Raw genomic sequence first — 24,945 nt, forward strand, 5'->3', positions numbered from 1 at the left:
GGTCGCCCGAGCCTTTATGCCAGAGCGTCACGTTGATGTGAGAGGGTTGCCCTCTCGCGCCCGCGTGACACTTTATGCGCCTGAACAGTTTCAAACGAGGAGACGCTGATGACCCCGCCCGTTGACCGCCGTACCGCCATGAAGATGGGAGCCGGTGCGGTTGCCGTGGCAGGACTCTCGTCCGTTTCCGCCCAAGCCCAAACGACCCAAGCTCAAACGACCCAGATCCCGGCAGCCTCAGGCGAGAACAGCGTGACCCAACCGATCCTTCCCGGCTCGCCGGGCTTTCACCAGTTCAAGTTCGGTGAGTGGGAAATCACCGCCGTGCTCGATGGTCTGCGTCCGGGCGAAGGGCCGCACCCGACCTTCGGTGCGAACCAGCCGGCGGAAGTCGTCGAAGCCCTGATGGAAAAGAACTTTTTGCCGCCCAGGCAGATGGTCAACGGTTTCACGCCGGTTCTCATCCGCACCGGCAGCGAGATGATCCTGTTCGACACCGGCATGGGGCCCGGCGGGCGCGAAAACAATCTGGGCCTATTGCGCGCGCGTATGGGGCAGGCGGGCTTTTCGCCGGAATCCGTGACGCTCGTGGTCATCACCCATATGCATGGCGACCATATCGGCGGATTGATGGAGGGTGAGGCGCCGGCCTTCCCGAACGCCTCCTACGTGTTCGGCCAGAAGGAATGGGATTTCTGGACCGCCGACGAGCGGCTCGAAGGCCCGACGCAGGGCAATGCGCAGGCGGTGCGCAAGAACGTCATGCCCTTGCGCGAGCGCGCGGTGTTCGTGAGCGAGGGCAACGGGGTCGCACCCGGCATCACGGCCATCGAAGCCTTCGGCCACACGCCCGGCCACCTGATCTTCCGCCTCGAATCCGGCGGCAAGACCTTGATGCTCACCGCCGACACCGCCAACCACTATGTCGCTTCGCTGCAGAAGCCCGACTGGGAAGTGCGCTTCGACATGGACAAGGCGCAGGCGGCGGCCACGCGAAAAAAGGTGTTCGGGCAGATTGCCGACGAGCGCCTGCCATTCATCGGCTACCACATGCCGTTCCCCGCGCTCGGCTATGTCGAGCGCTTCGAAGACGGCTTCCGCTTCATGCCCGAAACCTATCAGATGGAACTTTAGGACTGATCGGTTTCTAGTCGCGGTCGGGTGCACCGAGCGGAAAGAGCGCGCGGTAGGGCCGTGCCTCATCCACCACGCGGGCGACGGAAGGGTGTGCAAGGAGTCGCGCGCGGTAACTCTTGAGCGCTGTGAAGCGCGCGGGAATCGGGTGCGTCCAGTCGGCGTAGAAGAGGTCGGGCGCGCCCGCGCAGTCGGCAAAGCCGAAGTGATCGCCTGCTGCCCATTCGCGGTTCCGCATTCGTCTGTCGAGCCAGGCATAGGCGGTGTCCAGCGTCGCGCGGGCGTCCAAGACGGTCTTGGCACTGCGGTCTTTTTCGTCGCGCAACGCGTCGAAGACGATAGCCCCCTGCGGTGTCGCGACATAGTTGTCGAAGAAGCGGCCCATGAAGCGTGCGTCGAGCGCTTCATCCGGATCCGACGGCAGAAGCGGTCGCGCTCCCGGATAGTGGAGATCGCAATATTCGATGATGATCGCTGCCTCGATCACGACGCGGTCCCCGTCCACCAGAACGGGAAAGCGCTTCATCGGCCAAAGTCTTTCCAACTCTTGCCACGAGACCGGGTCGTCGTGGTCGACCAGACGGAACGAGAAAGGCGTCTCGTTCGCGTAAAGTGCTATCAGCACTTTCCAGACATAGGACGCGAACGGATGTCCGTAGAGCACGAGTCCCATCGGCTGGTCTCCTGGCGTTCTCGGATCGGGCCTAATAGCTCAGCTTCGGATACCAGTCCGGTGCGCGGCCTTCCGGCGTGGAGTCGAGGATGGTCCAGAGTGGCATGAGGTCCGGCGCGCCGCGCGGGTCCTGGCCGGGATCGGCCGTTGCTCCGCCCATCTCGCCCGCCCAGAAGTGGTGGATCGTGCCGTCGCGGCGCGAAAAGACGTTGAAGGCGGGCTCGTCCTGGCCGTCCTGCAAGCCGTGATAGTCGCGGCTGTAATTGCCGTTCAGGTCGGAGAAGAGCGGCAGATGGTGCCAGCCGCGTTCCTTCTTGAACTGGAGCAGCTTGGGGAGCGGCGAGCGGGCGACGATGGCGAGCGCCACGCGCTGCGTGATGTCGGGCACTTCGCCGTCCCAGGCCGAAAGCAGCGAGGTACACATCGGGCAGGGACGCTCGCGCTCGGGGCCGAACATATAGGAATAGACCACGAGCGTGTCGTGCCGCCCGAAAAGGTCGGCGAAGCTCGCAGGGCCACTCTCGCCCTCGAAGCGGTAGTCGCCTTTCACCTCGCCGCCAGGCGGTAATTGCCGGCGCTGCTCGGCGACGCGCTCGATGTGGCGGCGCAGTTCGATCTCCTCGGCCAGAAGCGCATCGCGCGCGGCGCGATATTCGGGGCTTTCATTGGGAAAGCGCACGCCATTGATGCGCGCGAGCTCGGTTGCGGGTTTGAGTTCTGCGGTTGCAGGCCCATTCCGTGCTGCCATGGGGACATCCTCCTTGTCCGATGGGTGGCGGATTTCAGTCAGGCGGCCGGCGTCGAGCCGATGCCCCATTTGACGCCGAACGGATCGCGCACCATGCCGTAGCGGTCGCCCCAGAACTGGAGTTCGACAGGCATTTCGGCTGTGCAGCCGGCCTCTACCGCGCGGCCGAACCAGCGATCGGCATCGTCCACGTGCAAATGAAGGTTGAAACCGTCATGGGTGGTCGCCGGGTAGCCATGCTCGGGCATCGGGTCCATCAGCATCACGGAGCTGCCATTGATGTCGACGCGCGCATTCATGACGCGCCCGTCATCCATCCGGGCGACCGTTCCGACCGGCACTGCGCCGAACGCTTTGCTGTAGAAGGCGATGGCCTTGTCCGCGCCGTCCAGCATCAGATAGGGCACCACCCCGCCTTTCAGCGGCTGCGCGGTTGCGGCCTTGTCGATGGTTTCGCTGCTGTCTGCCAAGCTTTCCTCCCGCCTCGGCCGAACACAATGCGCTGTGCACAAAGAGTGGTGCGATAACACATGTGATTGCGAATTAAGTTGATATCAACGTAAATAGCCCATGTCAAACCGCCCGGTGCCATTCGCGGCCACGCTTCACGTTCGCGACACCTGTCTCTGCCTGCACACGCAGCGTGCGGCGCGTGCGCTCGCGCGCCGCTTCGATGAGGTCCTGCGCTCGGCCGGCCTGACCAGCGGCCAGTTCTCGCTTCTGATGTCGCTCAACCGCCCTGAGCCGCCTTCCATCGGCTCGGTCGCACAGCTGCTCGCCATGGACCGCACCACGCTGACGGCCAACCTCAAGCCGCTGGAGCGCGAGGGCCTGCTCACCGTCGAGCCCGACCCGAAGGATCGCCGCGCGCGGCGGCTGGTGCTTACCGACAAAGGTCTCGCGCGCCTCGCCGCGGCCCTGCCGATCTGGATTGAAGCCCATGGAGCCATCGATGCGGCACTCGGGGATGAGAGGGCGCAAAGCCTGCGCAACGGGCTGAACGCGCTGCTCTGATCCGTCTCACATCGCCGTAAAGCCGTTATCCACGAAGAGATGCGTGCCATTGACGAAGCTGGCCTCGTCGCTGGCGAGAAAGAGGGCGGCACGCGCCACTTCTTCCGGCTCGCCGATCCGGCCCTGCTGGGCGGTGATCGCGGCATCCGACACGTCCACGCCGAGCCGGCCGAGATCGGACACTTCGCGCATGCCGTGCGGGGTGCGGATGAAGCCGGGGCAGACGGCATTGCAGCGGATATTGCGGTCGCGGAACTCGACGGCGATGGCCCGCGCGAACATGTGGCAGGCGCCCTTGGTCGTGTCGTAAAGCACTTCCATGGGCGTCGCGGCCACCGCCGAGATCGACGAGGTGCAGACGATCGAGCCGCCGCCGGCCGCGATCATGCCGGGCAGGACCGCTTTGGTCATCAGAAACATCGAGCGCACATTGACGCCATGGAGCCAATCCCACTCCTCGACGGATGTTTCGAGGAACGGCTTGATGACGATGGTGCCCGCATGGTTGAACAGCACGGTCGTCGGTCCGAACTGTTCGGCGGCGGCTTGAACCGCTGCATTCACCTGAGCTTCGTCGGAGACATCCGCGCTCCAGAACGCCGCTTTGCCGCCCGCCGCACGGATGGCTTCCACCGTTTCCTGTCCCGCTTCCCTGTTGCGGTCCACGATGGCGACCTTGGCTCCCTCGGCCGCGAAAAGCCGAGATGCGGCAGCGCCCATGCCCGTCGCCCCGCCTGAAATGATCGCGACCTTGTTTTCGAGCCGTCCCGCCATGCGCCTGTTTCCCTGTTCGCCGAAAGCCGCCGCATCCTGCGCTTCGGCTGGTGCGGTGGGAAGAGGCTGGCGCCCGCCTGTGCATTGGCACAATCACGAGGCTCGCCCACCTTTCCAACCCGTCACGCCCGTGTTAGGAGCCGCTGCCAATCTTCCAAGGGGATGAGACGTTTCCCGGCGCCCGCGACTTTTCCGCAAGCGCCGGCGTCTCCCTATTCCGAAAGGCTGGCATATGGCACGACTGATCGAAACCGCGACCGGCGCCTTGGCGCTCACCTTCGACGATGTGCTGCTCCAGCCGGGCCATTCGGAAGTGATGCCCGGCACCGTCGATATCCGCACGCGCATCGCGGGCGACATCGACCTCAACCTGCCGATCCTGTCGGCTGCCATGGACACCGTCACCGAAGCGCGGCTGGCGATTGCCATGGCGCAGGCGGGGGGCTTGGGCGTCATCCACCGCAACTTGTCCCCGGTCGAACAGGCCGAGCAGGTGCGGCAGGTGAAGAAGTTCGAATCCGGCATGGTGGTGAACCCGGTGGTGATCGGCCCCGATGCCACGCTGCAGGACGCGCTCGACCTGATGAAGCGCTTCAATATCTCGGGCATTCCGGTGGTCTCGAATGGCGGTGCCGGCGGTCAGGTCACGGGCCGGCTCGTCGGCATCCTCACCAATCGCGACGTGCGTTTCGCATCGAATCCTTCGCAGAAGGTGAGCGAATTGATGACGCATGAGAACCTCGTCACCGTGACGGAAAACGTGGCCCAAGACGAGGCCAAGCGGCTCCTGCACACCCACCGCATCGAAAAGCTTCTGGTGGTGGATGCCAGCGGCAACTGCGTCGGCCTGATCACCGTCAAGGACATCGAGAAGGCCCAGCTCAACCCGCATGCCACCAAGGACGCGCAGGGGCGCCTCCGGGCTGCTGCCGCCACCTCGGTCGGCGAAGACGGCTTCGAGCGTGCTGAGCGTCTGATCGATGCGGGTGTGGACCTGCTCGTGATCGACACGGCACACGGCCACTCGCAGCGCGTGCTGGATGCGGTGGCGCGTGCCAAGAAGCTTTCCAACTCGGTGCGCATCATGGCCGGCAATGTGGCCACCGCCGACGGCACGCAGGCGCTGATCGATGCGGGCGCGGATGCGGTCAAGGTCGGCATCGGACCAGGCTCGATCTGCACCACGCGCATCGTGGCAGGCGTCGGCGTGCCGCAATTGTCCGCCATCATGGATGCGGTGGGCGTGGCGCAGAAGGCCGGCGTCACCGTCATTGCCGATGGCGGCATCAAATATTCGGGCGATCTCGCCAAGGCTCTCGCGGCCGGCGCGGGCGCAGCCATGGTCGGCTCGCTGCTCGCCGGCACGGATGAAAGCCCCGGCGAAGTCTATCTCCACGGCGGCCGCTCATTCAAAGCCTATCGCGGCATGGGCTCGGTGGGCGCCATGGCGCGGGGCTCGGCCGACCGCTACTTCCAGGCCGAAGTACGCGACACGCTGAAGCTCGTCCCCGAAGGCATCGAAGGCCAGGTGCCCTATAAGGGCCCCGTGGGCGCGGTGCTCCACCAGTTGGCCGGCGGCCTGCGCGCTGCCATGGGCTATGTCGGTGCGCCCTCGCTCGAGGATTTCCGCTCACGCGCCACCTTCGTGCGCATCTCGAATGCGGGTCTGCGTGAAAGCCACACGCATGACGTGACGATCACGCGCGAAAGCCCGAACTATCCGAGCGTCGGATAAATCCTTGTCTTGTCTGCGGGCGCCTCAGCGGCGTCCGCAGCGCTGCATCTGGGCTTGGTAGTTCGCCGCCATCTTGGCCGTGTCGCGGGCATAGCGCTGGATGCCGGCATTGCGCTTCCACTCGCCATTGGCATAGCCCTTCCAGCCGAAATAATAGGCGAGGTAGAGACTGTAGGCGTCGTTGCGGGCGATGCCGAGCGCGTCCGCCGATTTCTTGTGATACCAGCCGACGAAATCGACCGCATCGGCGAACTTGGTGCGGCGCGCCATGAAGCGTCCGGTCTCGCGCTGGTACTGCGCCCATGTGCCGTCGAGCGCCTGCGAGTAACCATGCGCGCTCGACACGCGGCCCCAGGGGATGAAGCCCAGGATATATTTGCGCGGCGGGCGAGCATTGCCTTTGAAGCCCGACTCCTTGCGGATCGTCGCCATCAGGATATGCACCGGCACGCCATGCTTGGCCTCGGCGCGCTTGGCGTCGCGATGCCAGTCGTTGAGAAAGCCGTCATTCTGGTCGAACACGGCGCACACATCGTTGATGCGGCTCGGCGCTGTGGCGCAGGCGCTCAGGAGAAGCAAAGGCACAAGCAGGACGAGATACGAGACACTGCGCATGAGGTGGCTTTTAGCTAAATGCGATGAAAAGAGTCTTGCGGTCTCGCTTAACCTTTGTGGCGCAAAACAGGCAGGCCGATACTCTCCGGCCTGAGGAGCGCACCCATGAATCCCGCTGCCATTTTCTGGCCGATGATCGCCCATGTGGCGCTGGTCTATGTGCTTTATGTGCTGATGTTTTTGCGCAGGAAATCGGCCGTGCAGGGCGGCAGCGCGCGCATTTCGGATTTTCGCGAGAACCGCAACGAACCGGCGGAAAGCCTCTTCGTGCGCAACTCGCTGCATAACCAGTTCGAACTGCCGCCGCTTTTCCACATCGCATGCCTGGCGCTTTATGCGACCTCGGGCGTCAACCTGTTCACTGTCATCTTCGCCTGGATCTTCGTCGCCTCACGCTACGTCCATGCTGCGATCCACGTGACGTCGAACCGCATCCGCTACCGTCAGCCGGCCTTCACGGTGGGCTTCGTCGCCAATGCGCTGCTCTGGATATGGCTCGCGCTGCATTTGTTGCGCGTTGTGTGAGGAGACGGGCAAGAAATTTCCCGAGCACCGACCGATAGGGGCTTGCGCCCGACAAAGGCCTCAATTTAGAACGATTCCAAACTGGATGGGGCGAGTCATGGTTCTCGCCTGGAAGTTTCCAGTCACGTTCAAAGGAGACACCGGATGGCCGAGGAACGCAAGCCAAAAACGCTCACCACGACGGCCGGCGCGCCGTTGTCTTCCAACCAGAACGCGAAGACCGTCGGCCCGCGCGGGCCGGTGCTGCTCGAAGACTATCAGCTGATCGAAAAGCTTGCGCACCAGAACCGCGAGCGCGTGCCCGAACGCGTCGTCCACGCCAAGGGCTGGGGTGCATACGGCACGCTGACGGTGACCGAGGACATCACCCGCTATTCCCGCGCCAAGGTCTTTTCCGAGGTCGGCAAGAAGACCGAGATGCTGGCGCGTTTCTCCACCGTCGCCGGCGAGCAGGGCGCGGCGGACGCCGAGCGCGACGTGCGCGGCTTCTCGCTGAAGTTCTACACCGAGGAAGGCAACTGGGACGTCGTCGGCAACAACACGCCGGTCTTCTTCGTCGCCGATCCTTACAAGTTCCCGGACTTCATCCACACGCAGAAGCGCCATCCGCGCACCAATCTGCGTTCGGCCACCGCCATGTGGGATTTCTGGTCGCTCTGCCCCGAGTCGCTGCACCAGGTGACGATTCTGATGTCGGATCGCGGCATCCCCGTGGACCCGAGCCGCATGAACGGCTACGGCTCGCACACCTTCTCGCTGTGGAACGCGAATGGTGAGCGCTTCTGGGTGAAGTTCCACTTCAAGACCCAGCAGGGCCACAAGACCTTCACCAATGAAGAGGCCGAGAAGGTCATCGCGAAGTCGCGCGAGAGCTATCAGGAAGCACTCTACTCGATGATCGAGGAAGGCCGCTTCCCCAAATGGGACTTCTTCATCCAGGTCATGCCCGAGCTCGAAGCGGAAGAGTGGGAAAAGAAGACCGGCTGGAGCGCGTTCGATCTCACCAAGGTCTGGCCGCATGGCGATTACCCGCTGATCAAGGTCGGCGAGTTCGAGCTCAACAAGAACCCGGACAACTACTTCGCCGAGATCGAGCAGTCCGCCTTCAATCCGTCCAACGTGGTGCCGGGCATCGGCTTTTCGCCGGACAAGATGCTGCAGGGCCGCCTGTTCTCGTACCCCGACGCGCACCGCTACCGCATCGGCACGCATTACGAGTCGCTGCCGGTCAACAAGCCGCGTTCGCCGGTGAACCACTACAACCGCGACGGCACGATGCCCTTCGGGCTCCTCACCAATCCGGATGCTTATTACGAGCCGAACTCGTTCGGCGGCCCGGTCGAGGATCCGAGCGTGGAAGAGCCGCCGCACCGCTATGCGGGCCAAGTGGGCCGCTACGACCATCGTGGCCAGGCCGACCACTACTCGCAGCCGCGCGCGCTGTTCAATCTCTTCGACGAAGGCCAGAAGAGCCGCCTGTTCGACACGCTCGCCGGCGCCATGCAGGGCGTGCCGCAATTCATCGTGGACCGTCAGCTGGCCCATTTCGACAAGGTCGATCCGGCCTATGGCGCGGGCGTGCGTGAGGCTTTGGCGAAGCAGACTCGCGACGATGCCCAAGCGAGCCTGACCACGAGCCATTCGGTGGCGGCTGAGTAAGTCTCTTCGCCTGATTGAAAATGCGGAGGCCGGGAGCGATCCCGGCCTTTTGCTTTGAACTGTGGTTGAACGCCGCCCGTAGCTAGCCTAATATCTAGCTGAATGGAGTGGGTCATGGGAAATCACTGGACCTTGCAGGACGCCAAAAATAAGTTTTCCGCCGTCGTTGATGCAGCCCAACAGGGTATCCCTCAGCATGTCACCAAGCGTGGCGTAGAGGCTGTCGTGGTTTTATCCGCGGAGGAATATGAGCGGCTGTCGCAACTGGATCCAGGGCCTGATAAGACCTTCATCGAGCACCTTTTGAGCGCACCCAAGCTGCCTGAAGGGTTGGACGATCTGTTCGATGACCGCGACCAGTATCCCTCGACGCCGCGCGAGATCGAATTCGATTGATGTTTCTTTTTGATACCGTAGTCGTTTCCGAGAGCTTCAAGACGCAACCCAACACCCAAGTCCTCGCCTGGCTTCGAAGCGTACCTTCTGCCCATGTTTTCATCAGCGTCGTCACCGCTGGCGAGTTGCAACGTGGCATTCAAAAGCTGGAAGCCTTGGAAAAGCGGCGGCCTGAGCGCTTCATTAAATGGGCGGCGGAGACGATCGGCCATTATGGCGATCGCGTGTTGCCCATCACCGTGCCTATCGCCCGCCGCTGGGGTGACCTCTCCTTTCGCTTGGGCAACACCAATCCCGACCTCCTCATCGCCGCAACAGCCTTGGAGCATGACCTGACCGTGGTCACCCGCAACTCCCGCCATTTCGAGCCGACCGGCGTGAAACTGCTCAATCCCTATTTGTCGGAAGGCCCCTACGCGCCTGCAAGGCTGGGCCGTTGAGGATCGGCGGACGCATCCAGGCGGCGATCGAGGTTCTGGAAGACATCGACAAGCGCCACCGCCCGGTGGCCGACGCGCTCAAGGATTGGGGCGTGTCGCACCGTTTCGCGGGCTCGGGCGACCGGGCTGCCATCGGCAATATCGTCTACGACGCCCTGCGCCATCGCCGCTCGGCCGCCTTTCTCATGGGCGAGGAAACCGCGCGCGCCCGTGCCTTCGGCGCCATGCTGCTCGAAAGCGGTTGGACGCTCGACCGGCTGGCGGAAGCGCTCGAAGGCGACCGTTTCGCACCACCCCCGCCGACCGAGGCCGAGCGTGCCGCTGTCGCCGACAACCGGCTCGAAGACGCCGCGCCGGAAGTCCGTGCCGACCTGCCGGACTGGTGCGTTGCCCCCTTCACGACAAGCTTTGGCGATGACTGGGTCGCGGAAGCGCAAGCCATGGCCCTGCGCCCACCGCTCGACCTGCGCGTGAATGTCGTTCGGGCCACCCGCGAGCGCATGCTGCGCACGCTGGAAGAGTTCAGCGCCGCTTCGGCCAATCTCGCGCCCCACGGCATCCGCATTCCGCCGATCGCGGGCGAGGGGCGCCATCCGAACGTCCAGGCCGAGCCCGCTTTCCAGCAGGGCTTCTTCGAGGTGCAGGACGAGGGCTCGCAGATCGCGGCCGAACTGGCCGGTGCCAGGCCAGGCGAGACCGTGCTCGACTTCTGCGCGGGCGCGGGCGGCAAGACGCTGGCGCTCTCGGTTGCCACGCAGAACAGTGGCCGCATCGTCGCGCATGATGCCGAGAAGCCGCGGCTCGCACCCATCTTCGACCGCCTGCGCCGCGCCGAAGCCACCAATGTCGAGGTCGTCGCCCGCCTGCGCGAGCTGGACGACCTGAAGGGTGCCTGCGACCTCGTTCTGGTCGATGCGCCCTGCACCGGCTCGGGCACGTGGCGGCGGCGGCCCGATGCCAAATGGCGGCTGTCCCAGCGCCAGCTCGATGTACGGCTTGGCGAGCAGCGCGCGATCCTCGATCAGGCCGCGAGCTTCGTGCGGGTGAATGGACGGCTGGCCTATATCACCTGTTCGGTCTTCGAGGCGGAGAACGGCGCACAAGTCGCTGCCTTTCTGGAGCGCAATCCGGGTTTCGCACCCGTCGATCATCGGGCTTTGTGGGAGGAGCATTTCCCCGGCCGGTCGGACAAAGCGCGGTTCCACGAGACCGCCGGCCTCATGCTCTCGCCTCTCAAGAGCGGAACGGACGGCTTCTTCTTCGCGCTTCTCGAACGGCGCGGTTGATTTCGGCGGCGCTCGCGCCATCTCGCGGGCGTCATCATCCCGTTCGGAGTTTCGCCAGTGTCCCACCGCATGGCGCTCGTGCTTTTCACTGTCGCCACGCTGGGCATCGGCCTTCTGATCGGCAGCGTGTCGGCGCCCGACCAATGGTATCAGGCGCTCGCCAAGCCTGCTTTCAACCCGCCGCCCTGGGTCTTCCCGCCGGTCTGGACAGCGCTTTACCTGATGGTCGGTGTAGCCGGCTGGCGCGCATGGCGTCTGCCTGAACGGACACTTCTGCGCATCTGGTTCGTGCAGATGGCTCTGAACTTCGCGTGGACGCCGAGCTTCTTCCTGCTCCACAACATTGCGCTGGCGCTCGGCGTGATCGTTCTGCTCCTCATCGCCGTTCTCGCCTTCATCGCACAGGCTTTCTCGCGGGATCGCATCGCTGCATGGCTTTTCGTGCCCTATGCGGTCTGGGTCGCCTTTGCGACGCTGCTGACATTCACCATCTGGCGCCTGAACTGAGCCGTACCGATTGCCTCCTCCACGCCTTTTCCCTAGAGCGTTTCACAGCCAGATGACCCATCCGGCGTCCGTGAAAGCGCGGCTAAAACATTAAGCTGGAGGCCCATCCCGCTTTCATCGGGAGGGATCAGCCTCTAAGCCGGAAAAGAGCTTGTGGAGCGGCAACCGCATGACGGATCGGATCGAGTCGGGACCGGAAATCGAGGCACGTGTGCGCGCCTCATTCGCGCGCACGGAAGCGATGACCACCGTGGGCGCCGAACTGACTCTCGTCGCGCCCGGAACGATCGAGATCGAGCTGCCTTTTTCCCGCGCGCTCACGCAACAGCATGGCTTTCTTCATGCCGGCATCATTTCGGCGCTGCTGGATGCCGCCTGTGGTTCCGCTGCCTTTTCCATGATGCCCCATGATGCGGGGGTGCTGACCATCGAGTTCAAGGTGAACCTGCTTGCGCCCGGCCGTGGCGAACGCTTCCTGTTCCGTGGCTCCGTCACCAAGCCCGGCCGCACCATCGTGGTGGCCGATGGCCAAGCCTATGCCCTCGACGCCGAAGGCGGCACCAAGCTCATCGCCACCATGACCGGCACGCATATGGTGGTGCGCGGCCGCGAGGGCATCGAAGGATGAGCGAGCCGGTTCTGATCGAGGGCGTGAGCGTGCTCTTCGTGATGGCAGCCGAGGCCGAATACGGCCCGCATCTCCGGAAGCTCTTTGCGCCGCTGATCTGCGGTGTCGGCCCCGTGGAGGCCGCCGTTTCGCTTGCTGCCAAGCTCTCCGGATTGGAAGCGCATGGCCGTCTCCCCGATTTGGTTCTTTCGCTCGGCTCCGCCGGCAGCCGCACCTTGGAGCAGACCGGCATCTACCAGGTCTCCCACGTGCTCTATCGCGACATGGATGCCAGCGCGCTTGGTTTCCCCAAGGGCCAGACGCCATTCCTCGACCTGCCGCCGGTGGTCGAGCTGCCTTGTCCGTTCCCCGACCTGCCCGCCGCCACGCTCGCCACAGGCGCCAGCGTCGTCTCGGGTGCCGCCTATGACGGCATACCGGCCGACATGGTGGACATGGAGACCTATGGCCTGCTTCGCGCCGCGCAAGAGTTCGACGTGCCGCTCATCGGCCTGCGTGGCATCTCTGATGGAGCAAAGGAACTGCGCCACGTCGATGACTGGCGCGCGTTCCTCCATGTGCTCGACGAGAAGCTGGCCGGGATCATCGAGGGGATGGATGGTCTGGTTGGCGCGTTTCGCAAGAGTTGAAAGCGTTCGCCAATCCAGCTTCAATCGGCAACATGGCTTCCCACCCCCATTGCCGAAATCCCGCTGCCACGCTATCGGCTCCCGATGACCGATCGTTCAGCTTCTCCCCAGGCGCAGGTGGCAACAGCGGGCACCGGCGATAGCGGCGTTCATGCCGATCCCGCGCTTCATGACACCATCCTCATCATCGATTTCGGCTCCCAAGTGACGCAGCTGATCGCGCGGCGCGTGCGCGAGGCCGGCGTTTATTGCGAGATTCACCCCTTCCAGAGCGCGGAAGAGGCTTTCGCCCGGCTTCAGCCCAAAGGCGTGATCTTCTCGGGCGGCCCCGCTTCCGTCACGGCTGAGGGCAGCCCGCGCGCGCCGCAGGCCGTGTTCGATTCCGGCATTCCGATCCTTGGCATCTGCTATGGCCAGCAGACGCTCGCCCACCAGCTCGGCGGGTCGGTCGAGGGCGGGCATGCGGCCGAGTTCGGGCGCGCCGATGTCGAGATCAAGCAGAAGAGCCCGCTCTTCGACGGCATCTGGGAAGTCGGCAACCGCTATCCCGTCTGGATGAGCCACGGCGACCGCGTGACCAAGCTGCCCGAGGGCTTCGAGGTGATCGCCACATCCGAGAACGCGCCTTTCGCCATCGCAGCGCATGAAGGGCGTCGCTACTACACCACTATGTTCCACCCGGAAGTCGTGCACACGCCCGACGGCGCGAAGCTCCTGTCGAACTTCGTCCACAAGATCGTCGGCCTGAAATCCGACTGGACCATGTCCGCCTATCGCGCCGAGATGATCCGCAAGATCCGCGAGCAGGTCGGCTCCGAGCGCGTGATCTGCGGTCTTTCTGGCGGCGTGGATTCTTCCGTCGCCGCCGTGCTGATCCATGAGGCCATCGGCGACCAGCTGACCTGCATCTATGTCGATCACGGCCTGATGCGCATGGGCGAGAGCGAGCAGGTGGTCGGCATGTTCCGCGACCACTACAACATCCCGCTCGTCCATGTGGACGCATCCGACCTGTTTCTGGGCCAACTCGAAGGCGTGTCCGACCCGGAAGCCAAGCGCAAGACGATCGGCCGCCTGTTCATCGAAGTGTTCGAAGCGGAAGCCGCCAAGATCGCCGCCGACGGCAAGGGCGCCCCGGCGTTCCTCGCGCAGGGCACGCTCTATCCGGACGTGATCGAGAGCGTGTCGTTCTCCGGCGGGCCTTCCGTCACCATCAAGAGCCATCACAATGTGGGCGGTCTGCCCGAGCGCATGAACATGAAGCTGGTGGAGCCGCTTCGTGAGCTGTTCAAGGACGAGGTCCGCGCGCTCGGCCGCGAGCTTGGCCTGCCCGACAGCTTCATCGGTCGTCACCCGTTCCCCGGCCCCGGCCTCGCCATCCGCTGCCCCGGCGGCGTGACCCGCGAAAAGCTCGACATCCTGCGTAAAGCCGACGCCATCTATCTCGACGAAATCCGCAAGGCCGGCCTCTACGACACGATCTGGCAGGCCTTCGCCGTTCTGCTGCCCGTGCAGACGGTGGGTGTCATGGGCGACTACCGCACCTACGATTTCGTCTGCGCCCTGCGCGCCGTCACGTCCGTCGATGGCATGACGGCGGATTTCTACCCCTACGACATGAACTTCCTCGGCCGCGCCGCCACCCGCATCATCAACGAAGTCCGCGGCATCAACCGCGTCGTCTACGACGTCACATCGAAGCCGCCCGGCACGATCGAGTGGGAGTGATCTGAAATCTGTTCCGAGCCCGGTCGTCAAAAGCCGGGCCTTGGGCGAGATGATGCCTGTGGCGTGGAGTCAAAGGCTCGGTCAGGCCTTTGCTTCCTCGCGGCAGAGGCGTTCGACGTCTCTCGTATAGGCGTTGAGGTCGAATTTCCGAAGCGAGTTCTCGCTCTGGTAGCGCACGGTGCCGAAGATCGGGCGACGGGCCCAGGGACGGTCGTGCAGACCGTAGACCCAGCCGACATTGGTAAAGGAATTGGGGTCGCGGCCATCGAGAAAAAAGCGGTTGTTGAGGCGTAGCGTACGCTCGAAACCGTCCTTTGGTGAGTTCGACCATTCGAGGACCTTCTTGCCCCAATACATGCGAAGATGATTGTGCATGAAGCCCGTTTCGCGCATTTCCTTCATGGCCGTGTTCCAGCCCGCATCATGCGTTTCGCCGTTGGCGAGTTGTTCATCGGTGTAAAGGTGCGGACGCTCATCCTTAGCTTTCTCGGCCAGCGTGTCGCGTGCCCATTGGGGGATCGCGTGATCGTATGAATCGTAATGGGCCGTGAAGAAGACATGGTTCATGGCAAGCTCGCGACGCACCACGACTTCTTCCACGAAGGCTTGCTTGTCATCGTCGCTCGCTTTGGCCGCGCGTGCCGCGAGCACGATCTCGACGGGCGAGATCTGCCCGAAATGCAGATAGGGGCTCATATGGGAGGCAGCCCCCGCTTCCGGTTTGCCGCGCGTGTCGCCGTAATGGGCGAACGGACCCGACAGAAAAGCCTTCAACCGCCGCCGCGCTTCCGTTTCCCCGCCCTTGAAGCGCTTGACCGGCGGCACCGAGCGGTCGAGCGTCATGGAGGCGAGCACGGCGTCGGGGTCGGAGATGTCGATGGTGCTTGAAAGGCCGAGCTTGTCCGCCGAGTGTTTCACGTGAACCACGCGAAGCGGGTTGAGAAAACCGTCCAGCTGCTTGTTGATCTTGGGGCGCAGCGTACGTGCGGCGAATTCATGGCGCGAGGAGGCGATTTCGAGCGGCACGACCACGTCGCCCTCGACCTGCACGATGCGCGTCTTCACCCTCTTGCCGATCTCCTCGTACCAGCCTTTCTGGATCGCGAGATAGCCACGGTCGAGAACGAGCAGGGCAGCCTGTTTCGCAAGATCGATGGCGATCTCGGCCGGCGAGCATTTGCGCATGACGAAGCCGATGCCGCGCGTCTTCAATCCATTCGCGGCATCGCTCAGTCCCTGCAAGAGAAAGGCGTAGTGCCGCGCATTGGCCTCGGGAAAACCGTTCGAGCCGTCGAGCAGGCCGAAACAGGCAACGACCGGCAGGCCGAGCCGGTTGGCTTCCCTGACCGCGAGTTCGAGTGCCGGGTTAAAGTGCGCCCGGTTGGCCTGCTGCAGGAGGTAGAGGACATAGCGGCCCTTCTCGTCGGGCGGCGCATCGTTGAGCACACGGATGCGCCCCGGCTCGACTGTCATGCATGATCCTTGGACGAATGAGAGGTGCTGGTGTCGCGTCGAAGGCGGGCGGCTTCCGCGCGGCAGCGGTCGGAACAATAAAGGACCTCGTTCCAGTTCCGCGCCCACGCCTTGCGCCATGCCATAGGCCGGCCGCAATGGCGGCAGGGCTTGCTCGGCAGGTCGGATTTTGCGCGCATCTTCGGCATTGCATGCGAACTATGGTGATCCTTCGCACGGACAAGATGGCCTCCTGTTCAGGGCCCGCCGACCGATCACGCTCTTGTCGATAGAGGCGTGTGGACATCCCCTGCGCGGGCGATATGTTAGCCAGCCGTGGCCGACAGCTCGGTCGTTTCCATTCCTCCGAGTTCGCCCGATTGCCCGATGTTCCTCCACATTTGACCGATTATCTTCGGTCCTCGCGCGTCGCCTTGGCGCTGGCCTCGCCGGAGCACGACAATGAGCTCCTGCTCGTCAATGACCGCTTCTGCGCACTGACGGGCTTTGTCAGCGACGAGGTGATCGGGCGCAATTGCCGCTTCCTCCAGCGCGATGCCGACAACCCGGAAGCACGGGCGCGTATCCATCGCTTTCTGGAGGAAGAGCGCGATCCGAGCGTGCGCACCGAGATCGTCAACTTCCGCAAGGACGGCACGCCCTTCGTGAACCTGCTTTTCATGTCCAAGCTGAAGACCCGCAACGGCGCGCCCAGGATGCTTTTCGCTTCGCAGTTCGATATCAGTCGCTCGCGGCCCGAAATGCTGGCCGACTATGACGAGAAGCTGGCGCAGACCCTGAGGAACATGGCGCCGATCCTCTCGGAAAGCGGCATCATCATGGAAGGCTCGCTGATGACCATTGCCAACAGCGCGTCGACCATCGCGCAGGCCAAGCTTCTCTTGTCCACGCTCGACGACACGGCCCCGCTTGCGTGACGGCGCTGCACAGGGAACGGAAACCGTGAACCGGGCTGCCGTGCAGACCGGTCCGGTCGTCGTCGGCATCGGCGCCTCCGCCGGGGGGCTCGAAGCGCTGCGCGAGATGCTGGCTTCGGCCTCCACGCCCACCAATATGTGCTTCGTGATCGTCCAGCATCTCGATCCGAACCATGAAAGCATGCTGGCGCAGTTGCTCGACCGCCATACCGAACTCGACGTTCTGCAAAGCGTGGGCGGCGAGAAGATCGAGCCCGACAAGGTCTTCATCATTCCGCCCGGCCGCGGTCTCGTGATCCGGGATGGACTGCTGGAACTGACGGATTTCGCTCAGCCACGCGGCTTGCGCCGCCCGATCGACGACTTCTTCGTCTCGCTTGCACTCGACCAGCAGCAGAACGCGGCCTGTGTCATCCTTTCGGGAACGGGCGCGGATGGCACGACGGGCCTGCGCGCGGTCAAGGAAGGCGGCGGCATCTGCGTCGTGCAGGAGCCCAACACCGCGCGCTATGACGGCATGCCGCTTTCGGCGGTCGGCACGGGGCTGGTCGATTTCGTCAAGCCGCCCGTCGCGATCATGGACTGTTTGCGCGCCTTCTTCAGCCGGCGGGGCCAGGACGCCCACGAGGAGGCAGAGGTCGTCGCCGACCATGTGGACGAGATGTGCCGCGTCCTGCGTAACGCAATCGGTCATGACTTTTCGGGCTACAAGCGCTCCACGCTGGTCCGGCGCGTCGAGCGGCGCATGCATGTGCTCGGCATCGACACCGGGCGCTCCTATCTCAACCGCATCAGAACCGACGCAAGTGAGTGCGAGGCGCTCTTTCGCGATCTTTTGATCAACGTCACTCGCTTCTTCCGCGATCCCGATTTCTTCGAGGTCCTGCGCATCCGCGCCATCGAGCCGATCGTGCGCAACCGCAAGGATGACGAAGACATCCGTGTCTGGGTGCCGGGCTGTTCGAGCGGCGAGGAAGCCTACACCATCGCCATGCTGTTCGCGGAAGCCTGCCGCGAGGCCGAGCGCCCGTTCCACGTGCAGGTCTTTGCGACCGATATCGACGAGCAGATGCTGCAGGTGGCGCGCGACGGCAGCTACCCCGTCTCCATGCTGGGCGACATTCCCGAACCTTTGCGCGAGCGCTACACGGTTCCCCATGCCGACCGCTTTTCCGTCAGCGGCCAGATCCGCGACGCAGTCCGCTTTTCGAGCCACAGTGTGGTCAAGGACCCGCCTTTCTCGCAGCTCGACCTCATCTCATGCCGCAACCTCCTGATCTATTTCGACGACCGGCTGCAGCAGTCGGTGATGCCGATCTTCCACTATTCGCTGAAGCCCGGCGGTTTCCTGTTCCTGGGGCCGTCTGAAACCATCGGACGCTTCGACAACTTCTTCCACCTGATCGACCAGCCCGCGCGCCTGTTCGAGCGCGCGCCCGGCGCCCCGCGCTATCCGATCGACCTGCCCGGCGGGCGCCGGGCCTCGCCGCCGCGCCGCGACAAGAACGAGGATGCCGGATTCAAGAACGCGCTGGCCGATGACACGGTCGCCGTGCGCAAGCTCGTGGACCGCTATCTGCCGCCGAGCATGGTGCTCGATGCCGATGGTGGGATAGTTGCGGCCTATGGGCGGCTGGGCCTTTATTTCGATTTTCCCGTCACCCGCGCGGGCGGCGTGAGCGCGATGAACCTCGCGCGGCCGGGGCTTCGCGATGTGATCGGCCCGCTCCTGCGCAAAGCGCGCGATGCCAGGAAGCGGGCGGTCGCACGCGATGTGGAGGTTGTCAGCGAGTTCGGCCGTCAGGCCGTGGACGTCTTCTGCGATCCGCTCGCGGACGGCACGGCACTCCTCGTCGTCTCGGGTGCGGCCGCCTTCCGGCGCATGGAAGAGGACGACAGCGTCGAACTCGAGGCTTCCGGCGACGGCGTGGAGGAGCTGGAAGAAGAACTTCGCCTGACCCGCCACCGTTTGCGCTCCGCCGTGGAAGAGCTCGAAACGGCGAACGAGGAGCTGCGCAGCTCCAATGAAGAAATGATGTCGATGAACGAGGAGCTTCAATCGACCAATGAGGAGCTGTCCACCGTCAATGACGAGCTGAAAGGCAAGGTGGACCAGCTGGGTGCGGCCAATTCGGATCTGCGCAACTTCTTCGAATCCACCAGTCTCGCGGTGATCGTGCTCGACGAGAAGCTCGCCGTGCGCTCCTACACGGAAGCGGCGCGCGCGGTGTTTCCGTTCCAGCCCGGCGACCGGGGGCGGCCGCTGGCGGATGTGGCGAGCCGGCTCGACGACCGCACCTATCTCGACGATGCGCGCGCGGTTCTGGCCGGCGAAACCGTGCCGCCGCGCCGCATCGGCGAGGGCAGGGAAGGGCGGACCTACTCGCTGCGCACGCGCCCTTACCGCTTGGCGGGCGGCGAGATCGACGGCGTGACCTTGATCTTGTCGGACATCACCGACGAGCTTTCCATGGAACGTGCACTGGCCAGCGAGCGCGAACGCCTGAACCTCGCTGTCAAGGCAGGTCGCATCGGCGTGTGGGAGTACTTCCCCGATAGTGGTCGTGCCGTTCTGGACGAAACCGAGCAGGAACTGCTGGCTGCCGGGCCCGACACGCCTTTCGACGAGGTCATGGAACGTATCCTGCCCGAGGACCGGCAAACCGTGATCGACCGCATCACGCAGGCCGTCGAAAACGGTTCGGATTTCGAGGCAAGCTTCCGCATTCGCATGCGCGACGGCGATATCCGATGGCTTAAAGGTTTGGGCCGCATGGTGCCCGGCAGCGAGCCGCGACGCATGGTCGGCGTATCGCTCGATGTCAGCGCGGAATATTCGCTCGCCGAAACGCGCGAGCTGATGATCCGCGAGATGAACCACCGGGTGAAGAACCTGTTCGCCATCATCAGCGGCATGATCGGCGCCGGCGCACGGCAGCATTCGGATGTGGGCGACTTCGCGCGCGGCATGCGCGAGCGCATCGCAGCCCTGGGCCGTGCCCATTCGCTGGCCTCGCCTGCCGGCCACCAGGAAGCCATCGAACTGGGCGATGTGATCAGGGCGGCGATCGAGCCCTATCGCGACCACGCCCGGATCGCCATTACTGGCCCTTCGGTCCATGTCGCGCGCGAAGCGCTGTCGCCGCTCGCCATGATCTTCCACGAATGGGCGACCAACGCGACCAAATATGGTGCGCTCGCGAGCCCGCCCGGCAGCCTCGATGTGTCATGGCAGCCACAGGGCGCGGGCATCGTCATCACATGGCGGGAATCCTTTGCCGGGCGCGGGAACCAACCGGGGCCTGCGGGGTTCGGAACCCGGCTCGTCGAGACGTCGACCCGGCAATTGCGCGCGTCGCTCGACCGCTCATTGGGAAGCACGCATCTCGAAATGAAGCTGACGCTGTCCGAGGGGTTCGATGGCAATGGCTAAAAGCGTGCTGATCGTCGAAGACGAGTTGTTCGTCGCGATGGACATCCAGGACATGCTGGAAGCGGCCGGCTTCGAGACGATCGGGCCTTGCGACACCGTGACCGAAGCGCTCGCGACCATCGAGGTCGCTTTGCCAGATTGCGCCGTTCTCGATGTGAAGCTGCGCGACGGCGAAGTGTTCGCCGTGGCCGACCGCCTCGATGCGCTCGGCGTTCCGATCATCTTTCATTCCGGCCATGCGGATGGCCGCGCCCTGACCGAACGCTATGAAGGCGCGCGCTTCTTTTCGAAGCCCTGCGCCCCGTCCGTTCTCGAACGCGCCGTGATACAGGCGGCAACGACCTTCCATCCCGTCGAACAGCCTTTGGTTCAGGTGTCGGAAACCTGAGCTTTCGCTCAAGGGTGCCAGCTCGCTAGCAAGGTGCGGCGCATTGCCGACTGGCAGGATGGCGGCTCGGCTGTGAGACTGTGATCCGCGTCGTGTGCCGCCTGGGCGGCGCATCGGCTATGCGTTTGTCTTGAAAGCCTTGGTTCGCCCGATATCCCCCACGTTCTTTGCGATCATGAACGGGCGGTGTAGTTGGTCAGCTTCGGTGCGTGGGAGGCTTGGGAGGGCCGATGTCGCAAGCGATTGCATTCCTGCCGCCACGGGCCGCGGTGCTTTCGCGCCGTGCGGCGATCATCGCCGATTTGAGCGATCTCCTGCCCGCCGAATGCCTGGTGCATGACCCGCGCGAACTGGTCCCGTTCGAAACGGATGCCTTCGTCTCCTATCGCCGTTTGCCGCTCGCCGTCGCGCTTCCCAACAACACGGCCGAGGTTTCGGCGGTGCTTCGATATTGCCACCGCCACGGCATACCGGTGGTGCCGCGCGGGGCGGGGACATCGCTGTCGGGTGGCGCCATTCCCCAGGAAGACGCGGTGGTGATCGGCCTCTCACGCATGGCGCGCGTTCTTGAGATCGACACGGCCAACCGCACGGCGACCGTGCAGGCAGGCGTCACCAATCTCGCCATCTCGGAGCGGGCGGGCGCGGAAGGCTTCTTCTATGCGCCCGATCCCTCTTCGCAGCTCGCCTGCACCATCGGCGGCAATATCGGCATGAATTCGGGCGGCGCGCACTGCCTCAAATATGGGGTCACCACCAACAACCTGCTGGGCGTCAAGCTGGTGCTTGTGGATGGCACCGTGGTGGAACTCGGCGGCAAGCATCTCGATGCCGGCGGCTACGATCTGCTCGGCCTCGTCTGCGGCTCGGAAGGGCAGCTGGGCATCGTCTCCGAAGCCACCGTGCGGCTGATCGCCAAGCCCGAAGGCGCGCAACCGGTGCTGTTCGGGTTCGACACATCGGAAGAAGCGGGGGCCTGCGTGGCCGATATCATCGCATCGGGCATCATCCCGGTCGCCATCGAGTTCATGGACAAGCCCGCCATCGAAATCTGCGAAGCCTTTGCCAAGGCCGGCTATCCGCTCGATGTCGGCGCGTTGCTGATCGTCGAGGTCGAGGGCTCGGAACCCGAGATGGAGGCGATGCTCAAAAGCATTGTGGCGATTGCACGAAAGCACGGCGTGAAGACCGTGCGCGAATGTCAGTCGGCCACCGAGGCAGCGCTGATCTGGAAAGGCCGCAAATCGGCTTTCGGGGCCACGGGGCGCATCGCCGATTATATCTGCATGGATGGCACGGTGCCGCTTGGGCAACTGTCTTACGTGCTGAAGCGGACAGGCGAGATCGTGGCGGGCTTCGGCCTGCGGGTGGCCAATGTCTTCCATGCGGGCGATGGCAACATGCATCCGCTGATCCTGTTCAACGCCAACGACCCTGACGAGGCGCGCAAGGCCGAGGAGGCGGGCAACGAAATCCTGAAGCTCTGCGTCGATGCGGGCGGCTGCCTGACGGGCGAGCATGGGGTCGGCATCGAAAAGCGCGACCTGATGCGTCATCAATATACGGATGCCGAACTGCGCCAGCAGATGCGGGTGCGCGAAGCGTTCGACGCGGACTGGCTGCTCAACCCGTCCAAGGTCTTTCCGCTGGAAGGCCAGCCCATGCGGGACACAACCGCGGCATGATCCTGCTGCCTGAAACGGAAGCGGAAGCCGCGGCGATGATCCGCGATGCGGCAGCCAAGAACACGCGGCTGGCGCTGGGTGGCAATGGCACGCGCGCAGGCTTCGGCAACGCCTTCCTTGCAGACGCTATACTGCGAAGCACGCAGCTTTCCGGCATCGTCGACTACGATCCCGCCGAGATGGTGATGAGCGCGCAGGCCGGCACGCCACTGGCCGCCATCGAGGCCGCCCTTGCGCAGAACCGCCAGATGCTGGCCTTCGAGCCGATGGACCATCGTCCGGTGATGGGCACGCAGGGCGAGCCGACGATCGGCGGCGTGTTCGCGGCCAACGTTGCGGGCCCTCGCCGCTTCGTGAGCGGGGCCGCGCGCGACAGCCTGTTGGGCCTGCGCTTCGTCAATGGCGAGGGCGAGGTGCTGCGTGCGGGTGGGCGCGTGATGAAGAACGTGACCGGGCTCGATCTCGTGAAGCTGCTCGCCGGCTCGCACGGCACGCTGGGCTTCATCACCGAGGTGACGTTCCGCGTCTTGCCTGTTCCGCAAACGGCGGCAACAGTGGTTCTGTCCGATCTCGAAGACGCCGAAGCGGCGCAGGCCATGGCGGCTGCCATGGCGCTTTCCGTCGAGGTCTCGGGCTCGGCCCATCTGCCACCGAGCGTGAAGACCCGCTTTCTGGCGGGCGGGCTGCCGGGATATGCCGCGACCGCGCTGCGGATCGAAGGCCCGGCGGAGGCGGTATCCCTGCGCGCCGAAAGGCTTGTGGCAGCCCTCGAAGATTATGGTCCGGTCACGCGGCTCGGGGCTCAGGAAACGGCCACGCTCTGGCGCGAAATCCGCGACGTTCACCCTTACGCCGACAGCACGACGCGTCCGCTCTGGCGCGTCTCGGTTGCACCTTCCGCCGGCCACCAACTGGTCGCGGCCCTACGCCTCGAAGCCGGCATCGATACCTTTTATGACTGGCAGGGCGGTCTCGTCTGGATGCGCATGGAGGCGGAGCCCGAGGGCGAGCTCCTGCGCCGCGCCATCCGCGCGACAGGCGGCGGGCATGCGACGCTGCTGCGTGCCTCGGCACAGGCACGCGCCACGACGTCCGCCTTCGAGCCCGAAGCCCCGGCGCTCGCGGCCCTTTCTGCGCGGGTGAAAGCCATGCTCGACCCGGCGAACATCTTCAGCCCCGGCAAGATGGGAGGGTTTTGAGGCGATGCAGACGTCCTTCAGCCTCGCGCAGCTGGCCGATCCGCATGTGGCGGAATCGGAAAAGATCCTGCGCGCCTGCGTCCATTGCGGCTTCTGCACCGCGACCTGCCCCACTTACGTGACGCTCGGCAACGAGCTCGATAGCCCGCGCGGGCGCATCTACCTCATCAAGGACATGCTGGAAGCGGGGCGTGCGGCGGACGAAAAGACGGTCAAACATATCGACCGCTGCCTGTCCTGCCTGTCCTGCATGACGACCTGCCCCTCTGGCGTGAACTACATGCATCTGGTCGATCACGCGCGGGCGCATATCGAGGCGACCTATCGGCGGCCCTTCATCGACCGTACGATCCGCGCTCTGCTGGCCAAGGTTCTGCCCTATCCGGCGCGCTTCCGCGCGGCACTCGCCTTCGCGAAGCTCGGCAAGCCGTTTGCGCCACTCTTCGAACGCGTGGATGCGCTCAGGCCGCTCGCCGCGATGCTGAAGCTGGCACCCCGTACCTTGCCGGCACAAACCGATCCGGCGCGAACCGGTTCTCATCGCCCGAACGGCCAGCGGCGCGGGCGCGTCGCGATCCTCGGCGGCTGCGCGCAGCCGGTGCTCGATCCGGCCATCAACGCGGCCACCCTGCGGCTACTCAACCGGCTCGGGGTCGAAGTCGTGTTTACCGAGCGCGAGACCTGCTGCGGGGCGCTCGTCCACCATATGGGCCGCGAAAGCGAGGCGCTTCGCTTCGCGCGGGCCAATGTCGATGTCTGGACCGCCGAGATCGAGCAAGGTGGGCTCGACGCCATCATCGTGACGACATCAGGCTGCGGCACCACGATCAAGGACTACGGCCATATGCTGCGCCTCGATCCCGCTTATGCCGAAAAGGCCGCGCGCGTGTCGGCCCTGGCAAAGGACATCACCGAATATCTTGCGACCCTCGACTTGGCCCGCCTCGAACCGCAAGGGCTCAGCGTCGCCTACCATTCGGCCTGCTCGATGCAGCATGGGCAGAAGATCACGATGGCGCCCAAGGCGCTGCTGAAAGCTGCGGGCTTTGTCGTGCGCGATCCGGCGGAAGGCCATCTCTGCTGCGGCTCGGCGGGCACATACAATATTCTCCAGCCGGAGATATCGGCGGAACTGAAGGCGCGTAAGGTTCGCAACATCGAGCGAACGAAGGCCGACCTGATCGCGACCGGCAATATCGGCTGCATCACCCAGATCGCGAGTGGCACCGCTACGCCGATCCTGCATACGGTGGAACTTCTCGACTGGGCCTATGGCGGCCCAAAGCCGGAAAAGCTCGCATTGCTGCAAGCTCGAGCGTGAAGTGGCCGAGGGCGAGCGGGTCTTGCCGTGCGCCGCGC

Annotated in this window: 25 protein-coding genes; 18 read left to right on the plus strand and 7 right to left on the minus strand. The window is 64.4% G+C overall.

Annotated elements, in window-relative coordinates; all coding sequences use genetic code 11:
• Window positions 1-108: 108 nt before the first annotated feature.
• Window positions 109-1,134, plus strand: coding sequence for an MBL fold metallo-hydrolase (locus NGM99_RS04610; RefSeq protein ID WP_252816442.1), 1,026 nt, complete (start codon window positions 109-111; stop codon window positions 1,132-1,134).
• Window positions 1,135-1,147: 13 nt separating this feature from the next.
• Here the strand turns inward: NGM99_RS04610 and NGM99_RS04615 are convergent, their stop codons facing one another.
• The 3 genes from NGM99_RS04615 to NGM99_RS04625 are packed head-to-tail and all read right to left on the minus strand — an operon-like array spanning window position 1,148 to window position 3,025.
• Complete coding sequence (locus NGM99_RS04615; protein ID WP_252816444.1) at window positions 1,148-1,807, minus strand: glutathione S-transferase family protein; 660 nt, start codon at window positions 1,805-1,807, stop codon at window positions 1,148-1,150.
• A gap of 31 nt (window positions 1,808-1,838) precedes the next feature.
• A complete protein-coding gene (locus NGM99_RS04620) occupies window positions 1,839-2,555 on the minus strand; it encodes a DUF899 family protein (RefSeq protein WP_252816446.1) in 717 nt (238 codons plus the stop codon).
• Window positions 2,556-2,593: 38 nt separating this feature from the next.
• Window positions 2,594-3,025 (minus strand): VOC family protein, encoded by a 432-nt coding sequence (locus NGM99_RS04625; protein WP_252816448.1) that lies wholly within the window; start codon window positions 3,023-3,025, stop codon window positions 2,594-2,596.
• Window positions 3,026-3,125: 100 nt separating this feature from the next.
• Here NGM99_RS04625 and NGM99_RS04630 point away from each other — a divergent pair, with 100 nt between their 5' ends.
• Window positions 3,126-3,569, plus strand: a complete 444-nt coding sequence (locus NGM99_RS04630; protein WP_252816449.1) for a MarR family winged helix-turn-helix transcriptional regulator — start codon at window positions 3,126-3,128, stop codon at window positions 3,567-3,569.
• Between the two features lie 6 nt (window positions 3,570-3,575).
• Here NGM99_RS04630 and NGM99_RS04635 read toward each other — a convergent pair whose 3' ends face one another.
• Window positions 3,576-4,343 carry an SDR family NAD(P)-dependent oxidoreductase gene (locus NGM99_RS04635; RefSeq protein ID WP_252816452.1) on the minus strand — a complete coding sequence of 256 codons (768 nt, stop codon included), beginning with the start codon at window positions 4,341-4,343 and terminating at the stop codon, window positions 3,576-3,578.
• Between the two features lie 232 nt (window positions 4,344-4,575).
• On the opposite strand from NGM99_RS04635, the gene guaB reads away from it, so the two are divergent.
• Window positions 4,576-6,078: an IMP dehydrogenase gene (gene guaB / locus NGM99_RS04640; RefSeq protein ID WP_252816454.1), complete on the plus strand. Its 1,503-nt coding sequence runs from the start codon at window positions 4,576-4,578 to the stop codon at window positions 6,076-6,078.
• Window positions 6,079-6,102: 24 nt separating this feature from the next.
• Here guaB and NGM99_RS04645 read toward each other — a convergent pair whose 3' ends face one another.
• Window positions 6,103-6,693 (minus strand): transglycosylase SLT domain-containing protein, encoded by a 591-nt coding sequence (locus NGM99_RS04645; protein ID WP_252816456.1) that lies wholly within the window; start codon window positions 6,691-6,693, stop codon window positions 6,103-6,105.
• A 105-nt stretch (window positions 6,694-6,798) separates the two neighbouring features.
• Between NGM99_RS04645 and NGM99_RS04650 the strand changes: the two genes are divergently transcribed.
• The 9 genes from NGM99_RS04650 to guaA all read left to right on the plus strand — a co-directional run bounded on the left by NGM99_RS04650 (window position 6,799) and on the right by guaA (window position 14,491).
• Window positions 6,799-7,218: an MAPEG family protein gene (locus tag NGM99_RS04650; protein ID WP_252816458.1), complete on the plus strand. Its 420-nt coding sequence runs from the start codon at window positions 6,799-6,801 to the stop codon at window positions 7,216-7,218.
• Window positions 7,219-7,362: 144 nt separating this feature from the next.
• On the plus strand, window positions 7,363-8,877 hold the full coding sequence (locus NGM99_RS04655) for a catalase (RefSeq protein ID WP_252816460.1): 1,515 nt from the start codon (window positions 7,363-7,365) through the stop codon (window positions 8,875-8,877).
• 114 nt (window positions 8,878-8,991) lie between these two features.
• On the plus strand, window positions 8,992-9,273 hold the full coding sequence (locus tag NGM99_RS04660) for a type II toxin-antitoxin system Phd/YefM family antitoxin (protein WP_252816462.1): 282 nt from the start codon (window positions 8,992-8,994) through the stop codon (window positions 9,271-9,273).
• Window positions 9,273-9,713 carry a type II toxin-antitoxin system VapC family toxin gene (locus tag NGM99_RS04665; protein WP_252816465.1) on the plus strand — a complete coding sequence of 147 codons (441 nt, stop codon included), beginning with the start codon at window positions 9,273-9,275 and terminating at the stop codon, window positions 9,711-9,713. Before NGM99_RS04660 ends, NGM99_RS04665 begins: the two co-directional genes overlap by 1 nt.
• The gene (locus tag NGM99_RS04670) at window positions 9,710-10,999 is read left to right on the plus strand and encodes an RsmB/NOP family class I SAM-dependent RNA methyltransferase (protein ID WP_252816467.1); all 1,290 of its coding nucleotides are present in this window, start codon (window positions 9,710-9,712) and stop codon (window positions 10,997-10,999) included. Before NGM99_RS04665 ends, NGM99_RS04670 begins: the two co-directional genes overlap by 4 nt.
• A 57-nt stretch (window positions 11,000-11,056) precedes the next feature.
• On the plus strand, window positions 11,057-11,506 hold the full coding sequence (locus NGM99_RS04675; protein ID WP_435371388.1) for a TspO/MBR family protein: 450 nt from the start codon (window positions 11,057-11,059) through the stop codon (window positions 11,504-11,506).
• Between the two features lie 169 nt (window positions 11,507-11,675).
• Complete coding sequence (locus NGM99_RS04680) at window positions 11,676-12,134, plus strand: PaaI family thioesterase (RefSeq protein WP_252816469.1); 459 nt, start codon at window positions 11,676-11,678, stop codon at window positions 12,132-12,134.
• A complete protein-coding gene (locus NGM99_RS04685) occupies window positions 12,131-12,763 on the plus strand; it encodes a 5'-methylthioadenosine/S-adenosylhomocysteine nucleosidase (RefSeq protein WP_252816470.1) in 633 nt (210 codons plus the stop codon). Before NGM99_RS04680 ends, NGM99_RS04685 begins: the two co-directional genes overlap by 4 nt.
• Before the next feature lie 84 nt (window positions 12,764-12,847).
• A complete protein-coding gene (gene guaA / locus NGM99_RS04690) occupies window positions 12,848-14,491 on the plus strand; it encodes a glutamine-hydrolyzing GMP synthase (RefSeq protein ID WP_252816472.1) in 1,644 nt (547 codons plus the stop codon).
• Between the two features lie 81 nt (window positions 14,492-14,572).
• Here guaA and NGM99_RS04695 read toward each other — a convergent pair whose 3' ends face one another.
• Both NGM99_RS04695 and NGM99_RS04700 read right to left on the minus strand, forming a co-directional pair.
• Window positions 14,573-15,964 carry a deoxyribodipyrimidine photo-lyase gene (locus NGM99_RS04695; protein ID WP_252816475.1) on the minus strand — a complete coding sequence of 464 codons (1,392 nt, stop codon included), beginning with the start codon at window positions 15,962-15,964 and terminating at the stop codon, window positions 14,573-14,575.
• Complete coding sequence (locus tag NGM99_RS04700; protein WP_252816477.1) at window positions 15,961-16,152, minus strand: DUF2256 domain-containing protein; 192 nt, start codon at window positions 16,150-16,152, stop codon at window positions 15,961-15,963. Before NGM99_RS04700 ends, NGM99_RS04695 begins: the two co-directional genes overlap by 4 nt.
• A gap of 192 nt (window positions 16,153-16,344) precedes the next feature.
• Between NGM99_RS04700 and NGM99_RS04705 the strand changes: the two genes are divergently transcribed.
• From NGM99_RS04705 to glcF, 6 genes are all read left to right on the plus strand, one after another.
• Entirely contained in the window at window positions 16,345-16,881 is a 537-nt protein-coding gene (locus NGM99_RS04705) for a PAS domain-containing protein (protein WP_252816479.1), read from the plus strand.
• 25 nt (window positions 16,882-16,906) lie between these two features.
• The gene (locus NGM99_RS04710; protein WP_252816481.1) at window positions 16,907-20,314 is read left to right on the plus strand and encodes a CheR family methyltransferase; all 3,408 of its coding nucleotides are present in this window, start codon (window positions 16,907-16,909) and stop codon (window positions 20,312-20,314) included.
• On the plus strand, window positions 20,307-20,702 hold the full coding sequence (locus NGM99_RS04715) for a response regulator (protein WP_252816483.1): 396 nt from the start codon (window positions 20,307-20,309) through the stop codon (window positions 20,700-20,702). Before NGM99_RS04710 ends, NGM99_RS04715 begins: the two co-directional genes overlap by 8 nt.
• 230 nt (window positions 20,703-20,932) lie before the next feature.
• Window positions 20,933-22,387 (plus strand): FAD-binding oxidoreductase, encoded by a 1,455-nt coding sequence (locus NGM99_RS04720; RefSeq protein ID WP_252816485.1) that lies wholly within the window; start codon window positions 20,933-20,935, stop codon window positions 22,385-22,387.
• The gene (locus tag NGM99_RS04725; protein ID WP_252816487.1) at window positions 22,384-23,586 is read left to right on the plus strand and encodes an FAD-binding protein; all 1,203 of its coding nucleotides are present in this window, start codon (window positions 22,384-22,386) and stop codon (window positions 23,584-23,586) included. The genes NGM99_RS04720 and NGM99_RS04725 overlap by 4 nt, the downstream gene beginning before the upstream one ends.
• A gap of 4 nt (window positions 23,587-23,590) precedes the next feature.
• A complete protein-coding gene (glcF, locus tag NGM99_RS04730; protein ID WP_252816489.1) occupies window positions 23,591-24,907 on the plus strand; it encodes a glycolate oxidase subunit GlcF in 1,317 nt (438 codons plus the stop codon).
• Window positions 24,908-24,945: the final 38 nt, after the last annotated feature.

Source organism: Mesorhizobium liriopis (assembly GCF_024053505.1).
Lineage (GTDB): Bacteria > Pseudomonadota > Alphaproteobacteria > Rhizobiales > Rhizobiaceae > Mesorhizobium_B > Mesorhizobium_B liriopis.

Excerpts from the sequence above, each read along its gene's own strand:
- NGM99_RS04630 (WP_252816449.1), top strand. The coding sequence starts at position 3,126 with ATGTCAAACCGCCCGGTGCCATTCGCGGCCACGCTTCACGTTCGCGAC.
- NGM99_RS04650 (WP_252816458.1), top strand. The coding sequence starts at position 6,799 with ATGAATCCCGCTGCCATTTTCTGGCCGATGATCGCCCATGTGGCGCTG.
- NGM99_RS04615 (WP_252816444.1), bottom strand. The coding sequence starts at position 1,807 with ATGGGACTCGTGCTCTACGGACATCCGTTCGCGTCCTATGTCTGGAAA.
- NGM99_RS04695 (WP_252816475.1), bottom strand. The coding sequence starts at position 15,964 with ATGACAGTCGAGCCGGGGCGCATCCGTGTGCTCAACGATGCGCCGCCC.
- guaA (WP_252816472.1), top strand. The coding sequence starts at position 12,848 with ATGACCGATCGTTCAGCTTCTCCCCAGGCGCAGGTGGCAACAGCGGGC.
- NGM99_RS04685 (WP_252816470.1), top strand. The coding sequence starts at position 12,131 with ATGAGCGAGCCGGTTCTGATCGAGGGCGTGAGCGTGCTCTTCGTGATG.
- NGM99_RS04680 (WP_252816469.1), top strand. The coding sequence starts at position 11,676 with ATGACGGATCGGATCGAGTCGGGACCGGAAATCGAGGCACGTGTGCGC.
- NGM99_RS04645 (WP_252816456.1), bottom strand. The coding sequence starts at position 6,693 with ATGCGCAGTGTCTCGTATCTCGTCCTGCTTGTGCCTTTGCTTCTCCTG.
- NGM99_RS04620 (WP_252816446.1), bottom strand. The coding sequence starts at position 2,555 with ATGGCAGCACGGAATGGGCCTGCAACCGCAGAACTCAAACCCGCAACC.
- NGM99_RS04610 (WP_252816442.1), top strand. The coding sequence starts at position 109 with ATGACCCCGCCCGTTGACCGCCGTACCGCCATGAAGATGGGAGCCGGT.
- NGM99_RS04700 (WP_252816477.1), bottom strand. The coding sequence starts at position 16,152 with ATGCCGAAGATGCGCGCAAAATCCGACCTGCCGAGCAAGCCCTGCCGC.
- NGM99_RS04665 (WP_252816465.1), top strand. The coding sequence starts at position 9,273 with ATGTTTCTTTTTGATACCGTAGTCGTTTCCGAGAGCTTCAAGACGCAA.
- NGM99_RS04655 (WP_252816460.1), top strand. The coding sequence starts at position 7,363 with ATGGCCGAGGAACGCAAGCCAAAAACGCTCACCACGACGGCCGGCGCG.
- guaB (WP_252816454.1), top strand. The coding sequence starts at position 4,576 with ATGGCACGACTGATCGAAACCGCGACCGGCGCCTTGGCGCTCACCTTC.
- NGM99_RS04725 (WP_252816487.1), top strand. The coding sequence starts at position 22,384 with ATGATCCTGCTGCCTGAAACGGAAGCGGAAGCCGCGGCGATGATCCGC.
- NGM99_RS04635 (WP_252816452.1), bottom strand. The coding sequence starts at position 4,343 with ATGGCGGGACGGCTCGAAAACAAGGTCGCGATCATTTCAGGCGGGGCG.
- NGM99_RS04715 (WP_252816483.1), top strand. The coding sequence starts at position 20,307 with ATGGCTAAAAGCGTGCTGATCGTCGAAGACGAGTTGTTCGTCGCGATG.
- NGM99_RS04720 (WP_252816485.1), top strand. The coding sequence starts at position 20,933 with ATGTCGCAAGCGATTGCATTCCTGCCGCCACGGGCCGCGGTGCTTTCG.
- glcF (WP_252816489.1), top strand. The coding sequence starts at position 23,591 with ATGCAGACGTCCTTCAGCCTCGCGCAGCTGGCCGATCCGCATGTGGCG.
- NGM99_RS04660 (WP_252816462.1), top strand. The coding sequence starts at position 8,992 with ATGGGAAATCACTGGACCTTGCAGGACGCCAAAAATAAGTTTTCCGCC.